The organism is Epibacterium sp. ABZ3_068, assembly GCF_056159265.1.
The window spans coordinates 147,696-164,869 of record NZ_JBSWUV010000002.1; the positions used below are offsets into that span (position 1 = coordinate 147,696).

General features: G+C 55.5%; 18 protein-coding genes. 11 read left to right on the forward strand and 7 right to left on the reverse strand.

The features are described 5' to 3' along the window. Position 1 precedes the first annotated feature (1 nt). On the reverse strand, positions 2-376 hold the full coding sequence (locus tag ACXAEW_RS20500) for a response regulator (RefSeq protein ID WP_474943200.1): 375 nt from the start codon (positions 374-376) through the stop codon (positions 2-4). Continuing rightward, positions 373-759, reverse strand: a complete 387-nt coding sequence (locus ACXAEW_RS20505) for an STAS domain-containing protein (protein WP_474943201.1) — start codon at positions 757-759, stop codon at positions 373-375. The genes ACXAEW_RS20500 and ACXAEW_RS20505 overlap by 4 nt, the downstream gene beginning before the upstream one ends. 510 nt (positions 760-1,269) lie before the next feature. Here ACXAEW_RS20505 and ACXAEW_RS20510 point away from each other — a divergent pair. The 5 genes from ACXAEW_RS20510 to modC all read left to right on the forward strand — a co-directional run bounded on the left by ACXAEW_RS20510 (position 1,270) and on the right by modC (position 5,491). After that, positions 1,270-2,208 carry a CheB methylesterase domain-containing protein gene (locus ACXAEW_RS20510; protein ID WP_474943275.1) on the forward strand — a complete coding sequence of 313 codons (939 nt, stop codon included), beginning with the start codon at positions 1,270-1,272 and terminating at the stop codon, positions 2,206-2,208. Positions 2,209-2,232: 24 nt separating this feature from the next. Then, positions 2,233-2,796, forward strand: coding sequence for a chemotaxis protein CheD (locus tag ACXAEW_RS20515; protein WP_474943202.1), 564 nt, complete (start codon positions 2,233-2,235; stop codon positions 2,794-2,796). A 106-nt stretch (positions 2,797-2,902) separates the two neighbouring features. After that, positions 2,903-3,712 carry a molybdate ABC transporter substrate-binding protein gene (gene modA, locus ACXAEW_RS20520; RefSeq protein ID WP_474943203.1) on the forward strand — a complete coding sequence of 270 codons (810 nt, stop codon included), beginning with the start codon at positions 2,903-2,905 and terminating at the stop codon, positions 3,710-3,712. Between the two features lie 7 nt (positions 3,713-3,719). Beyond that, on the forward strand, positions 3,720-4,418 hold the full coding sequence (modB, locus tag ACXAEW_RS20525) for a molybdate ABC transporter permease subunit (RefSeq protein ID WP_474943204.1): 699 nt from the start codon (positions 3,720-3,722) through the stop codon (positions 4,416-4,418). Continuing rightward, a complete protein-coding gene (gene modC, locus ACXAEW_RS20530; RefSeq protein ID WP_474943205.1) occupies positions 4,415-5,491 on the forward strand; it encodes a molybdenum ABC transporter ATP-binding protein in 1,077 nt (358 codons plus the stop codon). The genes modB and modC overlap by 4 nt, the downstream gene beginning before the upstream one ends. Positions 5,492-5,562: 71 nt before the next feature. Here the strand turns inward: modC and ACXAEW_RS20535 are convergent, their stop codons facing one another. From ACXAEW_RS20535 to ACXAEW_RS20550, 4 genes are read right to left on the reverse strand one after another with little or no spacing between them, the layout of a single operon-like run. Next, positions 5,563-6,537: a sugar-binding transcriptional regulator gene (locus ACXAEW_RS20535; RefSeq protein WP_474943206.1), complete on the reverse strand. Its 975-nt coding sequence runs from the start codon at positions 6,535-6,537 to the stop codon at positions 5,563-5,565. A gap of 39 nt (positions 6,538-6,576) precedes the next feature. Continuing rightward, positions 6,577-8,040 (reverse strand): FGGY family carbohydrate kinase, encoded by a 1,464-nt coding sequence (locus ACXAEW_RS20540; RefSeq protein WP_474943207.1) that lies wholly within the window; start codon positions 8,038-8,040, stop codon positions 6,577-6,579. 4 nt (positions 8,041-8,044) lie between these two features. Further along, complete coding sequence (locus ACXAEW_RS20545; RefSeq protein WP_474943208.1) at positions 8,045-9,004, reverse strand: transketolase family protein; 960 nt, start codon at positions 9,002-9,004, stop codon at positions 8,045-8,047. After that, on the reverse strand, positions 9,001-9,822 hold the full coding sequence (locus tag ACXAEW_RS20550; protein WP_474943209.1) for a transketolase: 822 nt from the start codon (positions 9,820-9,822) through the stop codon (positions 9,001-9,003). The genes ACXAEW_RS20545 and ACXAEW_RS20550 overlap by 4 nt, the downstream gene beginning before the upstream one ends. Positions 9,823-10,000: 178 nt before the next feature. Between ACXAEW_RS20550 and ACXAEW_RS20555 the strand changes: the two genes are divergently transcribed. The 5 genes from ACXAEW_RS20555 to ACXAEW_RS20575 all read left to right on the forward strand — a co-directional run bounded on the left by ACXAEW_RS20555 (position 10,001) and on the right by ACXAEW_RS20575 (position 15,204). After that, positions 10,001-10,984 carry an ABC transporter permease gene (locus tag ACXAEW_RS20555; RefSeq protein WP_474943210.1) on the forward strand — a complete coding sequence of 328 codons (984 nt, stop codon included), beginning with the start codon at positions 10,001-10,003 and terminating at the stop codon, positions 10,982-10,984. A 106-nt stretch (positions 10,985-11,090) separates the two neighbouring features. Further along, the gene (locus ACXAEW_RS20560; protein ID WP_474943211.1) at positions 11,091-12,044 is read left to right on the forward strand and encodes a substrate-binding domain-containing protein; all 954 of its coding nucleotides are present in this window, start codon (positions 11,091-11,093) and stop codon (positions 12,042-12,044) included. Between the two features lie 22 nt (positions 12,045-12,066). After that, positions 12,067-13,560: a sugar ABC transporter ATP-binding protein gene (locus tag ACXAEW_RS20565; RefSeq protein WP_474943212.1), complete on the forward strand. Its 1,494-nt coding sequence runs from the start codon at positions 12,067-12,069 to the stop codon at positions 13,558-13,560. Positions 13,561-13,592: 32 nt separating this feature from the next. Further along, positions 13,593-14,378, forward strand: a complete 786-nt coding sequence (locus ACXAEW_RS20570; protein ID WP_474943213.1) for an SDR family NAD(P)-dependent oxidoreductase — start codon at positions 13,593-13,595, stop codon at positions 14,376-14,378. Positions 14,379-14,412: 34 nt separating this feature from the next. Beyond that, entirely contained in the window at positions 14,413-15,204 is a 792-nt protein-coding gene (locus tag ACXAEW_RS20575) for an SDR family oxidoreductase (RefSeq protein WP_474943214.1), read from the forward strand. Positions 15,205-15,271: 67 nt separating this feature from the next. On the opposite strand, the gene ACXAEW_RS20580 is transcribed toward ACXAEW_RS20575, so the two are convergent. Next, complete coding sequence (locus ACXAEW_RS20580) at positions 15,272-16,033, reverse strand: sulfite exporter TauE/SafE family protein (protein ID WP_474943215.1); 762 nt, start codon at positions 16,031-16,033, stop codon at positions 15,272-15,274. A gap of 88 nt (positions 16,034-16,121) precedes the next feature. Here ACXAEW_RS20580 and ACXAEW_RS20585 point away from each other — a divergent pair, with 88 nt between their 5' ends. After that, positions 16,122-16,985, forward strand: a complete 864-nt coding sequence (locus tag ACXAEW_RS20585; RefSeq protein ID WP_474943216.1) for a LysR family transcriptional regulator — start codon at positions 16,122-16,124, stop codon at positions 16,983-16,985. Positions 16,986-17,174: the final 189 nt, after the last annotated feature.

Below are 17,174 nucleotides of genomic sequence, written 5' to 3' on the forward strand. Positions count from 1 at the left end.
CTTATGCCGCTGCTCCCGTAACGCGCTTCAGAGCAAAGATCAGTGACTGATCATCAAAAGGTTTGGTAATCCAGCCAGTTGCACCCGCATCGCGTGCACGGACTTTCAGTTCCGGTGCGCTTTCGGTCGTCAAAACCAGGATTGGAACTTTGGAGTTGATTTTGGTTCCGCGCAATTCTTCGATCACACCGAAACCGTCTAGATTCGGCATGTTGATGTCGGTGATCACAACGTCGGGGGCAACGCTTGGGTACATGTCGACACCTTCGCGGCCATCAACGGCGCTGTGATATTCGAAGCCGGCCTCTTCCAGGGCGGCTGCAAGCAGATTCCGGATGGTGCGGGAATCGTCGATTGCCAGAACTTTGGTCTTCATGCTGTTTCCTCGTCTTCAAATCGGGTGGGTTCAAGGCCCAGGAGGGTCAGAGATTTGCGGCAGGTTTCGCCGATATTGGTTACGGAAAAACCTAACCCTTCTGAACGCCATTGTTGTTCGGCGCTCAGCAGCAATTGCAGTCCGCGCGACGGCATGACTTTTACATTGCTGCAGTCGATCTCAACCGCTTTTGCCTGAGCTCCGCGCAGGAAATTGATAAGCGGGTCAAGCTCGGCGAATGGATTTGGCAAATCCAATGAGAATTTTTGTGCTTCCATCGACATGTCCAGCGATTCGCACCCCCGTTGTTGGCGACAGATTTGACTTTCGATGCAATATTCGTAGGACGTGGGCCTTAATATTTGATTGCCGAGCCGGGCCAAGGTAGCGCATTTTTTTATGTAGATGGGGCCGTGGAATTTCTCGAATTTTCCACAAATCGAAAATTCTTCCGTCCTATTATAATGAGAGGCCAGGCCGTGTTTTCAATATTCTCATAAGAGGTGCGGCGAGAGCTAAATCGTCCGAGACGAGACCGTTTGAAACATGTACAAAAGATTCGTGTTTTACCGGGCGCATGTTTGATTGACGCTATTCGGCGTCAATTCACTGCCGAAACAGTTAACTTAAAACGGTTTCAGAACGAAACGCGGGTTAAAAACGGTACATTTTGCTCTGAGAGCGCAAAAATGATCTGCCGGGAAACTCTTCCGAAAGATTTTCGGGTGAATTCTTTCAACGGACGACCAAGGCAGAGAGATCGAACTCGCCCGTTAAGAATCGAATACATGCGGCATTTGGTGCCGGACAAAACTAAAGGTGCTGATTTGCCATCCTCTTGCGTTTTAATTATTACAACCGACAAACACTTCGCGCGCAGTTTGCAAAGCAATTTGCAATCAGCCTATGCGGGTATGCAGGTGTTGTTGGCGAACAATCTGATGATGGCTTATAACCAAGCGGAAGCGAGCCAGCCGACATTTGCATTTGTCGAGGACGGGTTCACCAAGCTACCTGAGTTTGAGATGATGCTCGCGCTCTTCAATGCGTTGGACGTGCGGTGGGTTTCTGTCATGGATGACATGAATGCTGCACCTGCACGCAATGCATCACCGCTCCTGAATGTTGGCGCCGGTATTTTCGAACTGACCAAATCTGACAGCCCGCGGCAGTTTGTTCAGTACTATGATATGATGGTGAAGGCGCCACGCCGCAACCAACCGGCGGCGCGAACCGGTGGCCTGTCTTCTACAGCAGGGCCGCGGTCGAACAAAATGATTCTGATCGGATCTTCAACGGGAGGCGTTGAAGCGTTGCGCAATGTTCTGGTTGGATTTCCGGCCAATTGCCCGCCGACATTGATCGTCCAGCATACCGGGAAAAACTTTGGGCAAGGGTTGGTTTCACTTCTGGACCGTATCTGCCCGGCCAAAGTTGTTCCAGCAGATGATAATCTGCCGATTGAGAGTGGCCGAGTTTACGTAGCTGCAGGGCAAACTCGCCATTTTGGCATGTCCCAGCGCAAACCTCTGCGCACGCGTATGAAAGATGGGCCGCCTATTTCAGGCCACATGCCATCGGTCGATGCATTGTTTACTTCGGCGGTCCCGTTTGCACGCGAAGTTGTTGCGACCATTCTCACCGGAATGGGGCAGGATGGTGCAAAAGGCTTGTTGGAACTGCGTAAAGCTGGCGCCACAACCTTTGCGCAAGATGAACAAAGCTCCGTCGTTTATGGCATGCCACGTGTGGCATGGGAGAACGGCGGTGCCCAGAAACAAATCTCGTTGTCGCGCATGGCGACCACGCTACTTCAAGCCTGTAAGACATAGAACGAATTCGGGAAGGAACCTACCGTGAGCAATGCTTTCATGAATAAAAAGACTGTTACGGTTCTCCAGGGTGAGTACCAGCTGACGACCGACCCGAATGTGGTTTTGTCGACTGTTCTTGGCTCCTGTATTGCCGCCTGCATCTATGATGAGAAAAACGGCGTTGGAGGAATGAACCATTTTCTGCTGGCGCATGCCAACGGAGGTGGGGCTGCCAGTGCACGCTATGGTGTGCACGCTATGGAGCTTTTGATCAACGGTGTCATGAAGAAGGGAGCCGAACGGCGCAACTTGCAAGCCAAAGTGTTTGGTGGGGCCAAGATGTCGGTGAATCTTTCTGATATTGGAGCGAAAAACGCGGCGTTTATCCAGAGCTTTCTGCGTGATGAGGGTATCCCATGTATCTCCTCCAGTGTTGGAGGCACCTCTGCACGCCGCGTTCGGTTCCATCCGGTTTCAGGTGCCGCACAGCAAACTCGCGTACAGAACGACCAAACGCTTGAAAACATCGAACGTACAGTGGCGCGCCCGGCTCCGGCCGCACCGGCAAAACCGGCTGCAGGTTCAGGCGACGTTATGCTGTTCTGATAGATCTGACAGTTATTTTGATTATGAAAAGCCGTGCCTGACTGGTGCGGCTTTTCTCTTTGTTGACTTGTGTTTTGGGATGCAGCACCCATTTTGGGTGAACGCCATGACTTATTTTCGACGCGCCCCGAAGTTTACCAAAATGCGCCGCTCGCTCACGCGGGCGGGTGCGGGTGCATTTGCGCTGGTTTTTGTCGGTCTCTGGTCCGTTTCGGCGATGGCCGACACTGTTACTGTTTTTTCCGCCGCCAGTATGAAACCGCTATTTGATGGTTTGGCCAAAGAGTTCGAAAAGCAGACAGGGCATAGCACCAGTTTCAGCTACGCTGGGTCAGCGCTCTTGGCCCGACAAATCGAACTTGGTGCTCCGGCACAGATTTTTGTCTCCGCAAACCAGCAATGGATGGATTACCTGGCAGGCGCTGGTTTGATTTCGGATGCTTATCGTTTTGATTTGCTGCGCAATAGGCTAGCGTTGGTTTCCTCTGATGAACTGACGGGCGAGCAATCAATTGCGCAGCGACTGGCGCATTTGGGCGCAGATGATCGGATTGCCATGGGGATGGTAAATTCGGTTCCAGCCGGTCAATATGGCAGGGAAGCTCTGGAGTATCTGGGCCTTTGGAAATCTGTTGCACCCTTGGCGGTGCAGGTCGACAACGTGCGGGCGGCGCTGAATCTTGTCACTCTCAAGGAAGTGCGGTTCGGCATTGTTTATGCCAGTGATGCGGCCACTGCTCCCGATGTCTTTCAGGCGGGTTTGTTTCCCGAAGAAAGCCATGACCCAATTATTTACACGGCGGCAGCAATTGGAACCTCTCCGACCGAAGCGTCACTTGCGTTTCTGAAATTTCTCCAGTCAGATCATATACGTGCCCGGCTTGGGACCTATGGCTTTCTGCCGACAGAGGGGTAGTTTGAAAATGCAAAGCTGGCTTGGGCCAACCGAATGGCAGGCGGTTGCGTTATCAGTGAAAATTGCTGTTTGGGCGACATTGCTGATGACACCGCTGGCCTTTTTGACGGCCTATGCTCTGGTGCGCTGGAGCTTCCCCGGAAAGTCTCTGTTGAATGGTCTGGCGCATTTGCCTTTGATTCTGCCACCTGTGGTGACCGGATATCTTTTGTTGCTGGTGTTTGGAACCCAGGGGGGTGTTGGGGCTTGGCTCAAGGAGGTCGGTATCATCTTGGCCTTCCGCTGGACCGGGGCTGCGCTGGCAGCCGGGGTTATGGCCTTTCCACTGATGGTTCGGGCTTTGCGCTTGTCGCTGGAAACCGTTGATATGCGTCTGGAAGATGCAGCATCAACATTGGGGGCGTCGCCGATCTGGGTGTTTTTAACCGTCACATTGCCACTGATGATCCCCGGCATTCTGACTGGCTCCATTCTCGCCTTTGCCAAGGCATTGGGAGAATTCGGAGCCACAATCACATTTGCTGCAAATATCCCGGGGCAGACGCAAACGATCCCGTCCGCGATCCATGCGCTGCTCCAGGTGCCAGGCCAGGAAGCGGCTGCAGCACGGTTGGTTCTTATATCGGTCTGTATCGCCTTGGGGGCGTTGTTTCTGTCTGAAACACTGGCGCGGCGTGCACGCAAGAAGTTGGAAGATGTCGGGTGATCCAGGTCGAGGCACAACATCATTTTCCCGATTTTAAACTGGATGTTTCGTTTTCTTCCAATGGCGGAATTACGGTTCTGTTTGGTGCATCGGGCTCTGGGAAGTCGACAATTGCAAATCTGGTTGCCGGCTTGCTGCGCCCGGATCACGGGCGGGTTCAGCTGGGCACGCGGGTGGTGTTTGATCAGACAGCACGCATATGTGAACCGCCACATCGCCGTCGCATAGGGTACATTTTCCAGGACGCCCGTCTTTTCCCGCATCTAACGGTTCGCAACAATCTGCGGTTTGGCCGATGGTTCGCGCGTGCGCCTCTCCAAGCCGGAGAGTTCAACCGCGTAATCGAAATGCTTGGTCTGCAGGCTCTGCTTGATCGGCGTCCAGCCCATTTGTCCGGTGGTGAAAAACAGAGAGTTGCCATTGGCCGTGCGCTTTTAAGCAAACCAGAGCTGATTATAGCGGATGAGCCATTGGCCGCGCTGGATCAGGCGCGGAAAGCTGAAATCCTGCCCTATTTCGAACGGTTGAGAGACGAGATCAACACGCCGATGCTCTATGTCAGCCATTCCGGTTCCGAAGTGGCGCGACTGGCAACAAGTGTTGTTGCGCTGTCAAACGGTCGAGTGCTGCGCCAAGGAACACCAGCGTCTGTTTTGGGGGATCCTTCGGTTCTACCTTTGGGGCCACGTGGTGCCGGCGCGGTACTGAATGCCATTGTAAAAGAACAACATGCAGACGGTTTGACAGAGCTTTCTTCGGGAGGTCAGCCCTTGTTTGTACCACGCATTCCTCATGCGATTGGCGCGCAAGTCAGTATCCGTATTTCGGCCCATGACGTGATCCTGGCTCGCGTCAAGCCAGAGGAAATTTCAGCATTGAACGTGCTCTGTGGTTTCGTCGCCCATGTCCGAAGTGGCGAAGGTCCAGGTGCGATCGTTGCAATCGACAGTACCGCTGGTTCGTTCTTGTCACGGGTCACCCAGCGCAGTGTTCAGCGGCTTGGATTGGAAACGGGTGTGAAGTGTTATGCAATCATCAAGTCTGTGGCGATTGCACCAAACGACATTATTTAATTTACCATAAGACGGATTATGAAGATTTTCACCTTCGCCGGAAACGCGCGCCCCTGCCGTGCGATACTGGGTCAGGCGGGCTGATTTTCGGAGTTGGAGCCCACGAGGCGCTCTGCAGTAAATTTATCGGTTATCAACAGATCGATGATGCCAGTCTTCAGCGCGCCTCTGATGGCTTCGGTCTTGGCTTTGCCGCCAGCCAAGGCCATCACCCTGTCCACATTGGCCAGCTCTTCCAGTGTGGTACCAATCACCCGCCGATCAAGAGAACTTTTTACAAGCGCCCCCTCGGCATCAAAGAAACGCAAACTCATGTCGCCTACCGCGCCGGACGCTGTCAGATCGGCCAGCTCACGTGGAGAGAAGACGTTTCCGCTGCGTGCCAGCATGCCCGAGGGTTCGACAGCCCCGATGCCGACAATCGCAAGCGTAATCTGCGAAAAGAGATCCATTGTTTCGCGCACGAAGGTGTCACCCAGTAAAACCAGCTTGGCCTCTCGCGATTGCGCGACGCCAGGCGTGCTGAGCACATGAGGCTCTGCGCCTGTCAGCTTTGCCAGACGTGTCACCAATTGGTTGGCATGCATCTGTACCGTTGGATTGCCCATACCGCCGAGCATCTGCACAACATATTTGGCCTTGCCCGATTTCATCGGGTGAATGTTCTGAACCATTTGGAAGATGGTTTCCGACCAGCTGGACACGCCAATGATTTCGTCAGATTGCAGGGTCGCCTCAACAAAATGGGCGGCCGCTTCGCCGATCCGGGCCATGATCGCGCCGTCCCGGTCCTCGGTGCATTCGACGACAATCGCTTCGGACAGGCCGAACTGCTGACGCAGGCCGGTTTCAAGTTCGGCATAGGTGCCGGACGGGGCGACAACGGTCGTGCGTACGATTTCTTCAGCCTGGGCTTTCTTGAGCATACGTGAGACTGAGGCTTGGGAGATACGGAGATGTTTTGCGATATCGGCCTGGCGTTGCCCCTCGACGTGATACATCTGCGCCACGCGCGCGATCAGACGAAGTTCATTTACACGGGTCATCGAGGCTCCTGTTTCGCCGAATTGCTGAATATTTATTCACTACAGCGATACAAGTGTGCGAGCAATGGCTTTTCGCCAAATGTCCAGCCGGTCTTTCCGCGCGCTTGCCTCCAGTGCCGGGAAAATCGCGGACCCATGGTGAGCAAGACGCCTGACCTCATCGAGGTCTTGCCAAAACCCGGTGGCCAGCCCGGCAAGATGCGCGGCCCCAAGAGCTGAGACCTCGGCATTTCGACAGGGGGTGACACTGTGATCCAGGCAATCCGCGACCATTTGCATGAGGAATGCGTTCTGGCTGGGGCCGCCGTCGACGGAAAGCTGCCCGATGCCCTTGGCCGCATCCGCCATAATCGCAAAGACATCGTGCACCTGGAGCGCGATGCTTTCGGCGGCGGCGCGCGCGATATGGGCCGGCTCCGATCCGAAGGAAAGCCCCGTGATCAATCCGCGGGCCTCAGAATTCCAATATGGCGAGCCAAGGCCCACATGGGCAGGCACAAGTGCGATCCCGTTTGTGTCAGGGACAGTCTGGGCCAGATCTAACAGGCTCTCTACATCGGCCAGGCCCAGCAGAGCCGCGGTCCAAGGCAGGATGGAGGCGCTGACCAGGATATTGCCTTCGAAAGCGTAGGTGGATTTGCCGCCGATCGACCATGCGATGGTGGTGGTTATACCGGGCGGCGGTGCGATGAACTCTGTGAGTGTCGTCATCACCGATGATCCGGTGCCAAATGTTATCTTTCCATCACCCGGACCAAACGCTCCATGGCCAAACAGCGCAGCGTGAGAATCGCCAATCGCTGCAGCGATCGGTATGCCGTCTGGAACGGCGCGGGCGCCTTTTGTTTCTGCGAAGACATGTGAGCTGTCATGCACCTCTGGCAGCATCGACCAGTCGACCCCAAAGATTTTGCAGAGTTCTTTGTCCCAACAGCCTTCGTCGATATTAAAGAGCTGCGTGCGCGCGGCATTCGACCGGTCAGTCGCGTGGATCCGGCCGTCAGAGAGTTTCCAGATCAGCCAGCTGTCGACCGTGCCGATGCAGATATCCGCTCCACCCCTGCCGTGGTTCGACAGGAGCCAGGCGATCTTAGTCGGGGGGAACAACGGATCCAGTGGCAGACCGGTGCGAGCGATAACCTCCTGCTCGTGCCCAGCAGCTTTCAGGGCGTTACAGACGTCGGCGGTCCTACGACATTGCCATGTAATCACCGGGCCAAGGGGCGCGCCGGTCTGGCGGTCCCAGATCAGGATCGACTCACGCTGGTTTGAAATGCCCAAAGCGATGACCTGGACATCCTGCGCGGTCGCCATACAGGCGGCGATGGCGTCCTGCGTCGCACCCCAGATCTTGTCGGCGTCCTGCTGGACCCAGCCTGACTGTGGATGCTCGATCGGAACAGGCGCAGAGCCGCTGGCGATGATTTCGCCCGTCTGCGAGACGAGCGTGGCCTTTGCGTTTGTTGTGCCTTCGTCGATCGCCAAAATGACCTGCCGCGGCATGCGTCTATCCTTTTCGCTCTATCAGGGCCCGGGCACTTTCTGCCATTGCTTCAGGCGACATTCCATAATCATCCAACAAGGTATTGGCTGATGCGGTATGAGCAAAGACGCCGGGCACACCAAGCCGCGTCATGGGAACCGGCGCCTGATCGACAACAACTTCGGCAACTGCGCTTCCGAGACCGCCAAAGGTGGTATGTTCTTCACAGGTCAGGATCGCCCCGGTCTCCTTTGCGGCGCTGACGATGGCGGTTTCGTCTATGGGCCGGACGCTTGCCATGTTCAAAACACGGGCGTTGATCCCGTCCTTTTCAAGCAAAGCTGCAGCCATCAAGGCCCGGTGGGTCAAAACACCATTGGCAATAAGAGTCAGATCGTTGCCTTTGCGCAGCAGATTGGCTTTGCCGAGCTCAAAGACGTGTTCTTCCGGCAGCAGATCTGGCACTCCGACCCGGCTTAGACGCAGGAAGCACCCGCCAGTGGTGGCGGCAGCCCACTTGATCACTGCCGCGGTCTCATTGCGATCGGCGGGAGCCACTACAGGCACGTTAGGCAAAGCCCGAATCCATGCAAAATCTTCGATCGAGTGATGAGTCGGCCCAAGCTCGCCATAGGCCATACCAGAGGAGATCCCGACCAGCTTCACATTGGTCTCGGAATAGGCAACGTCTGCCTTGATCTGTTCCAGCGCACGGCCTGTCAGGAATGGCGATGCGGCGCAGACAAACGGGATTTTTCCCCCATTGGCCAGGCCGGCCCCGACACCAACCATGTTCTGTTCTGCAATACCGACATTAATCAGCCTCTCGGGAAACTTATCACGGAAACCGCCCAGTTTGGACGAACCGACAGAATCATTGCACACCGCGACGATGTCGGTGTTTTCGCTACCAAGAGCTTCGAGAACCGAGGTAAAGGCATCCCGGCAATCGTGCAGTTTTGCGCCTTCAAACGGGTTGATCATGCCATTGCCCCCTCAAGTTCGGCCATGGCCTGTTTGTATTGCTCTTCATTTGGCACTTTGTGGTGCCAGGCGACATTGTCGGACATAAAGGAAATGCCGTGACCCTTGTTGGTGTGCGCCACGACACATTTCGGTTTTCCATGCGTGATGCTTTCCGCAGAGAGCGCGGTGCAGATCTGATCCATGTCGTGGCCATCTATCTCTTGCACTGCCCAACCAAACGCCTCGAGCTTTGGCGCCAGTGGAGCCATGTTGTTGGTCTCAGCAAGACGTGCGCCCTGTTGAAGACGGTTGTGGTCGATAATCAGGGTCAGGTTATCCAGCTTGAACTGTGCGGCTGCCATGATGGCTTCCCAATTGGAGCCTTCCTGCATTTCGCCGTCCCCGGTAATCACGAAGGTGCGCCAGCTCTCACCGTTGAGCTGAGCTGCCTTTGCCATGCCAACGCCAACTGGCAATCCATGCCCCAAGGGTCCCGTATTTGTCTCTACGCCGGGCACTTTCATACGATTCGGGTGCCCGTTTAGGCGGGAGTTATGCTGAAGAAAGGTGGAAATCTCTTCGGTCGGGATAAACCCTTTCTCGGCCAGCACCACATATAGCGCGAGGGCCGTGTGTCCTTTGCTGAGCACAAGGCGGTCGCGTAGCGGCGCAGATGGGTTCTGCGGCTCTACCTGCATGATCTTGAAATACAGTGCGGTCAGAAGGTCCGTCACGGACATCTCACCACCGATATGGCCCGCACCTGCTTCAAAAACAGCCTGAAGGTCACGCCGTCGGATCTTGTTTGCCAGTTCGCTTAGGTTTTCTGGGGTCATTTTCGCACCCTTAGCATAATTATTCCCCTATATATAAACATACGTTTTGGTAATTCGTCAAGGACGCGAGTAATGTTCGAGAATTCCAAGGTTGGTCACTTTCGACAGTTGACACAGAAAAGTTTCTAAGGTTAGTATTTTTCATCATTTGTGCATATTTATGCACCGGGAGGGAAGAATGACAGAAACGGGTGCCAACTTTCAACAGGGTGGTCGCAAGTATACCGAATGGTTTTCGCTGGGGAGCGCGACCGGACCGCTCATTGGGCTTATCCTGCTTTGTGGCTTCCTGACACTTGCAACCGATTCCTTCTTTTCCCTGCGGAACTTCCTGAACATTCTGGATCAGGTCACCGTGATTGGGATCATCGCGGTAGGTATGACTTTTGTCATTCTCACAGGCGGGATAGACCTCTCTGTGGGCTCCGTTCTGGCACTGGCGATGATGGTTTTGGGTTATCTCAATGTGGAAGCGGGATTGCCTATGGGTGCAGCTATTCCATTGGCCATTGCAGCCGCCGCAATTTCTGGCTTCATCTCGGGCCTGATGATTACGATCTTCAAAGTGCCGCCTTTCATCGCGACACTTGCGATGATGTCGATTGCGCGCGGATTGGCCAGCATGATCACCAACGGCTCGCAGATCATTGGCTTCCCGGCATGGTTCAACATGGGCGCAATCATCCGCTACGGCGGCCTGATTACAATGACAGTCGCCGTCATGTTCGTCGTTTTTGCTATCGCCTGGCTTTTCCAAAGCTACCGCCAGGGTGGGCGTGCGGTCTATGCAGTAGGCGGCAATCCAGAGGTCGCTCGGCTGGCGGGCATTAACGTGAATCGAGTCACGGTGCTTGTTTATACGGCCTGCGCCGCACTGTCCGGTCTGGCCGGTGTGCTTCTGGCTGCGCGCCTCGATGCGGTACAGCCAACGATCGGGATCTCCTATGAACTGGACGCCATCGCGGCTGTGGTCATCGGGGGCACCAGCCTCTCGGGAGGAACAGGAGGCATCGGCGGCACGATCATTGGAGTTTTGATCATTGGGGTACTGCGCAACGGGCTGAACCTGCTCAGCGTGTCACCCTTCCTACAGGCCGTGATCATCGGATTGGTGATCGTGATGGCGGTAGCCGCTGAAACGTTCAAGCAGCGCAAGGCGTAGAATTTGGCAGCGGAGGGAGCCGCTGCCATGACCAAAGACCCGAGCGCAAGGTCGGGTTCCAAAGCCCGGGAAGATCGGGCCAATACGACCAAGGAGGAGACACCCTATGACAAAGACACTCAAGGCCCTACTGGCCGCCACCGCACTTGCCGGAATGCTGCCTGTGGCAGCCGCAGCAGACGACCATGCCGGAATCGGGATTGAAAAGATCGGCCTCGCCGTACCGAACCTGCAGGCTGATTTCTTCAACCAGATCAAGCTTGGCGTCGAGAACTACGCCACATCTCTTGGCATCGAAGTGATCACCGTTGACGCAAAAGGCGACACTGCTACTCAGGTCAGCCAGGTCCAGGATCTGATGACCCAGGGCATCGACGCCTTCATTTACATTCCGGCCGGTGCGGCTGCGGCCGCTGTTCCGACCCGGCTGGCGCGTGCCGAAGGCATACCGGTCATCAATGTGGACCGCGAGCCCGATGGCGAGCCTGGCGATACTGTGATCTACGGTGAGAACGTCATGTCCTCCTACGAGGTCTGTTCTTCGATCATCGAGCGCGCAGGCGGAACAGGCAAGATGGTGATTATCCACGGTCAAAAAGGAACAACCCCTGAGGTTCAGCGCTTTGAAGGCTGCAAGATGGCCATCGACGAAAACCCCGGTGTGGAATTGGTGGCCCAACAGTGGACGCAAATGTGGTCCCCCGACGAGGGCTTCTCGATCGGGCAAAACATGTTGCAGGCCCACCCCGATATCAAGATGATCTTTGGCCAGGCCGATGCTATCGCGATGGGCGCCGCCAAAGCCGTCGAGGCAGCGGGTCTCGCAGATCAGATCGTGGTTGGAGGTTATGACGGCGACGTTGCCGCCCTTGAATCACTGGCGCGCTGCGACACCCCCTTTGTGGTGACTGCAACGCAAAGCACGCAGGCGATGGGTGTTCTGGCGGTGAATTCGGCGATTGCTGTCGCAAAGGGTGCATCTGTGCCTGCGCGCCAGATCCCGAATGCTGTGCTGACCGATTGCGAAAACGCATCTGTCTTTGTCGAGAAGCACCCATAAGATAAAGGCAAAGGGCAGCGCAATGACCAATACCGATACATTCCCGATCCTGACGCTGAAGAATATCTACAAGTCCTTTGGGCCGATAGAGGTGCTTCACGGTGTGGATCTAGAGGTACGACCCGGTGAGGTCGTTGCGCTGCTCGGCGAAAACGGTGCCGGAAAATCAACGCTGTCAAATATCATCTCCGGCACGATCCTCCCTACCTCCGGAGAGATGACGTGGCAGGGCGCGCCCTATGCGCCCGCCACCCCCCGCGAGGCCATGGACGCCGGAGTCGGCATGATCCACCAAGAACTGCTCTTGCTGCCGCATCTCTCCATCGCTGAGAATATTTTTGTCGGGCGTTACCCGATGCGCCACGGCCGGGTTGACCGTCGCGAGATGGAGCGGCGCGCGACACATGGCCTGCAACGCCTCGGCCTGAATGTATCGCCGCGCCGTCTGGTTCAGGGGCTTTCGACGGCCAACCAGCAGTTGATCGAAATCGCCAAAGCCTTGACGCTGAATGCGCGGCTTCTGATCCTAGATGAACCGACCGCCGCGCTTGGTGGCGAAGAAACCAAACTGCTTTTTGAACAGATTGAGCGGCTAAAGGCCGATGGCGTCGGGATCATCTACATCTCGCATCGTTTGGAAGAAATCAAACAGATCGCAGATCGCATCGTCGTTATGCGCGATGGCGAGAAGGTGCAGCAGTTCGATACCGCTGACGTGCCAGTGCGCAGCATTGTCGAGGCGATGGTCGGCCGAAATATGGACCAGATGTTTCCCGCGCTCGCGAAGCCTGCGGCGGAGACCATGCTGGAAGTACGAGATCTAAGCTCTGCATTGGGGCATTTCAGCAACGTGAACTTTTCCGTCCGCCGCGGCGAGATCTTTGGGATCGCCGGGCTTGTTGGAGCAGGCCGGACCGAGTTGGTGCGTGCGATTGCCGGCGCTGATCCAATTGCAGAGGGCTCTGTCCTCCTGGATGGAGAAGAGATCACGCCGCGCACGCCTCGGGCCGCAATCGACAGCGGCATCGTGCTCGTACCCGAGGACCGCAAGTTGCAGGGGGTGGTCCTGAGCCACTCCATCGAAGACAACATCGCCTACTCAAACTTCGAAGCAGTCTCCAGAGCAGGCTGGATAAACAAGCACCGCGTGCGCAGGTTCGCCAATGAGAATATCGCCAAATTCGGGGTGAAGGGCCGGAGCGATCAAAATGCCAGCGAGATGTCCGGTGGCAACCAGCAGAAGGTTGTGATTGCCAAATGGCTTGCACGCAATCCCCGCGTGGTGCTGCTCGATGAGCCGACACGTGGGATTGACGTAGGGGCACGGTCCTCGATCTATGAAATCATCCACGGTCTGGCAGCTGAAGGCGTCGCCGTAATTGTCGTCAGCTCTGATCTCGAAGAGGTCCTTGGCGTGTCCAACCGTATTCTGGTTATGGCCGCAGGGCGTCAGACCGGCATTCTGGACCACACCGAAGCCAATGATGTCTCTGTCATGGAACTCGCAACGGCCTAAGCAGATTGCCCTAAGCACACAAGGAAAATCATATGAACCGTTTCAAAGGGAAGACAGTGGTTATCACTGGCGGCAATCGCGGCATCGGCTATGCGGTGGCAGAACGTTTTGCCTCAGAAGGCGCAAATCTCGTTATTGCCTCCATCGAGCCGCAGGTCGAAGAGGCCGCTGCGGGGCTTCGCAAATCCGGGGCGGAAGCCATCGGCGTGATCTGCGACGTCACTAGGCCGGAAGCCGTAAAAACACTCTATGACCGCGCGGAAGAAGCCTTTGGCGGCGTCGACATTTCGATGCAAAACGCCGGGATCATCACCATCCGTAAAGTCGAGGACCTGACCGAGAACGACTGGGATGCCACTATGGCGGTGAACACAAAAGGCGTGTTTCTCTGCTGCCAGGAAGCCATCGCTCGGATGCGCAAGTCAGGCAAAGGCGGGCGGCTGATCAATACTGCCTCGGGTCAGGCGCGTGACGGGTTCATCTTTACGCCTCATTATGCGGCCTCCAAGATGGGAGTTGTCGGCATTACTCAAAGCCTCGCCAAGGAGGTCGCGCTGGAAAAGATCACCGTGAATGCGATTTGCCCGGGCATCATTTTCAGCGACATGTGGGATTATAACGACAAAATCTGGGGCGAGATGCTTGGCGATTATGCGCCGGGCGAGCTGATGAAAGACTGGGTCGAGAACAAGATCCCGATGAAGCGCGCCGGCACTGGCAAGGACGTGGCCGGGCTGGTTGCTTTCCTGGCCAGCGAGGACGCGGATTATATTACCGGCCAGACCATCAACGTGGACGGCGGGCTGATCATGTCCTGACCAGGTTGGTCGACAACATAAGGTGAATGAGACCATGCAAGAAATAAAGCTGAACGCCCCGGCCCTGTTCAACCTTTCGGGCCGTGTCGCTCTGGTCACCGGGGCTGGCAGCGGTATTGGCCAACGCATTGCCATAGGGCTTGCCCAATGCGGTGCAGATGTTGCGCTGCTCGACCGGCGTACCGACGATGGGCTTTCGCAAACCGCCGACTGCATAGCAAAGGCCGGGCGCAAATGCATTCAGATCGCTTCGGACGTAACCTCTGGTGAAGCGCTGGCCGAGGCAGTCAAGCAGACCGAAGCGGAACTTGGCCCACTCCGGCTGGCGCTGAATGCAGCTGGCATTGCCAACGCCAATCCTTGCGAAGACATGGAAGAAGACCAGTATCAGACCCTTATGGACATCAACATGAAGGGTGTCTGGTTGTCTTGTCAGGCTGAAGCGCGGGCGATGCTGGCCCATGGGCAAGGCGGTTCCATCGTCAACATCGCCTCAATGTCGGGCGTCATTGTAAACCGCGGGCTGACCCAGGTGCATTACAACGCCTCCAAAGCGGGCGTGATCCATATGTCCAAATCGATGGCGATGGAGTGGGTGGACCGGGGCATCCGTGTGAATTCCATTAGCCCCGGCTATACAGCAACTCCGATGAACACCCGCCCCGAAATGGTCCATCAAACCAAAGAGTTCGAAAGCCAGACCCCAATGCAGCGGATGGCCAGCGTTGACGAGATGGTCGGCCCTGCGGTGTTCCTGCTATCGGATGCAGCTTCGTATTGCACGGGCGTGGACCTGCTGGTGGACGGCGGGTTTTGCTGCTGGTGAGCCCCGTGCCATGTAATCCGTCGTCCACGCTGCGGTTTTAACAAAGGATTGCTTCGGTTTCGCTCGATTACCACAAGAGAGCGGAACCACTGTCGAACAGAAGTTTTGCCGCTGTCATGGCCAGAAAGCCATAGACCACATTCACAAAGATCCTTTGGTCGATCAATCCGTGAAGACGCACCCCCAACACGATGCCCACAAAGAGAGCCGGTGCAAGAACAGCACTTGTTCGAAGGCTGTCGACTGAAAGTGTTCCGGCCGCGCCATAGGCGAGTGTTTTCAGAAAATTCAGCGAGAAAAAAAACATAGTGTTTGTTCCGACAAACCACGACTTTTCCAGATTTTGCCGAAGCAAGTAGCCCTTCACCGGAGGACCGCCCGCGTGGGCTATGAAACTCGCGAACCCCGATAGTGCTCCCATCCCCCAAATGAACGACCTCGGCGGCTCTACAGTTTGCTGTTGATCGGAACGGGAAAGGAGGAACCCTCCAACGAAGAAGGCAGCCAGACTGCCAATGAGGAGCCGAATGGTGTCTGTGTCTACGAATTGGAACGTCATACTTCCCAAGAGAAGGCCCACCACCAGCGCCGCCGGAAGCAGAGCTGCGACGATCCTACGATCCCATGTCCGGCGATAGCGCCAGACAACCAGGACATCCATCGTCAACAGAATGGGCATCATGACTGCGGCCGCGAATTGAGGCGTTACATAAAGAGTCATCATCGGCACGGCCATAACGCCCAAGCCGCCACCGAACCCGCTTTTTGATAGGCCCGTAAGCAGAATTGCAATCGCAGCGAAAATGTAGAAGGCGAGTGTAAGTTCCATGAGCTTCCTGACGTAGACGTGGCGACTTAAGGCTTATCCCGTGGCGATTAATCTATGAAACAGTCTTTTTTCGCTTTATAAATCTGGTATGAAGATTTCTTTTGACCTTTATACACTGCAAACATTTGCCTTGGTGGCGGATGAACTCAGCTTCACCAAAGTCGCAGACAAACAGCACACGGTTCAGTCAGCGATCAGCGCGCAGATCAAGAAACTTGAAATGGTGCTTGGCCAGAAGCTGATTTCACGCGGCAGAGGCCAGAACATGTTCCTGACGCCGGAAGGGGAGGCATTTCTGGTTTATGCTCGCAGAATTCTGTCACTTTCCGAAGAAGCAATCGAAACCGTTCAAACGACAAATGCGCGGCAGATCCTTCGACTGGGGACAACGGTTACCCTTGCAATGTCTGTTGTTTCAGATGTGCTTAGGGATTTTTCCCGCCAAAGACCGGATGTTCAGATCCAAATCCAATGTGATCGCAGCGACAAGCTTTTGCAGCGCCTGGAAGATGGTGACATCGACGTGGCGTTCATGATGGATCAGGGACGTCACAGCCAGCGCAAATTTGTTCATTCAATGGATCTGGACTGGGTTTCTTCACCAGATTTTGAGCTACCAGAGGATGCTCCAATCCCCTTGGCTTTTCTCACTGACGGTCGAGACCTAAGACACTATGCACTAAGGGCCTTGGATACAGCTGGGTTGAAAGGGCGCGTATCCCATCTCAGCCCGCATCCTATCGGCGTTAGGTCACTGGTACAGGCGGGACTGGCCTTGACGGTCATGCCGACCCGAACAATCGTGCCTCCTCTGGTGCCAGCAGAGGAAGATCTTAACCTCCCGATGCTTTCACCGATTGCCCTTTCGGCATATGGGGGATCGCGGGACGCGCAAAACGGAGAAGACGTTTTCGTCCAACAACTGGAAGAAGTCTGCAAGCACGGTCGATAGCTGCCACTGGCGCAGAGCAGAACCTGTCTGAACCACACGAAATGCGCCCCGTTGCGTTATGCCGTGACATTTCTGCCTTGCAAATCCGATGGCATGTCTGACTGGGGTTTATTATGAACTGTCTCATTTTTGCGAAGTGAGACAGTTTTGAAATCTTGTGCAGAAATCTCATCACGATGCTCCAGTCCG

Bases quoted from the DNA above. Each gene is read 5' to 3' on its own strand.
- ACXAEW_RS20500 (WP_474943200.1), bottom strand. From the start codon at position 376: ATGAAGACCAAAGTTCTGGCAATCGACGATTCCCGCACCATCCGGAAT.
- modA (WP_474943203.1), top strand. From the start codon at position 2,903: ATGACTTATTTTCGACGCGCCCCGAAGTTTACCAAAATGCGCCGCTCG.
- modB (WP_474943204.1), top strand. From the start codon at position 3,720: ATGCAAAGCTGGCTTGGGCCAACCGAATGGCAGGCGGTTGCGTTATCA.
- ACXAEW_RS20535 (WP_474943206.1), bottom strand. From the start codon at position 6,537: ATGACCCGTGTAAATGAACTTCGTCTGATCGCGCGCGTGGCGCAGATG.
- ACXAEW_RS20540 (WP_474943207.1), bottom strand. From the start codon at position 8,040: ATGCCGCGGCAGGTCATTTTGGCGATCGACGAAGGCACAACAAACGCA.
- ACXAEW_RS20545 (WP_474943208.1), bottom strand. From the start codon at position 9,004: ATGATCAACCCGTTTGAAGGCGCAAAACTGCACGATTGCCGGGATGCC.
- ACXAEW_RS20550 (WP_474943209.1), bottom strand. From the start codon at position 9,822: ATGACCCCAGAAAACCTAAGCGAACTGGCAAACAAGATCCGACGGCGT.
- ACXAEW_RS20555 (WP_474943210.1), top strand. From the start codon at position 10,001: ATGACAGAAACGGGTGCCAACTTTCAACAGGGTGGTCGCAAGTATACC.
- ACXAEW_RS20560 (WP_474943211.1), top strand. From the start codon at position 11,091: ATGACAAAGACACTCAAGGCCCTACTGGCCGCCACCGCACTTGCCGGA.
- ACXAEW_RS20565 (WP_474943212.1), top strand. From the start codon at position 12,067: ATGACCAATACCGATACATTCCCGATCCTGACGCTGAAGAATATCTAC.
- ACXAEW_RS20570 (WP_474943213.1), top strand. From the start codon at position 13,593: ATGAACCGTTTCAAAGGGAAGACAGTGGTTATCACTGGCGGCAATCGC.
- ACXAEW_RS20575 (WP_474943214.1), top strand. From the start codon at position 14,413: ATGCAAGAAATAAAGCTGAACGCCCCGGCCCTGTTCAACCTTTCGGGC.
- ACXAEW_RS20580 (WP_474943215.1), bottom strand. From the start codon at position 16,033: ATGGAACTTACACTCGCCTTCTACATTTTCGCTGCGATTGCAATTCTG.
- ACXAEW_RS20585 (WP_474943216.1), top strand. From the start codon at position 16,122: ATGAAGATTTCTTTTGACCTTTATACACTGCAAACATTTGCCTTGGTG.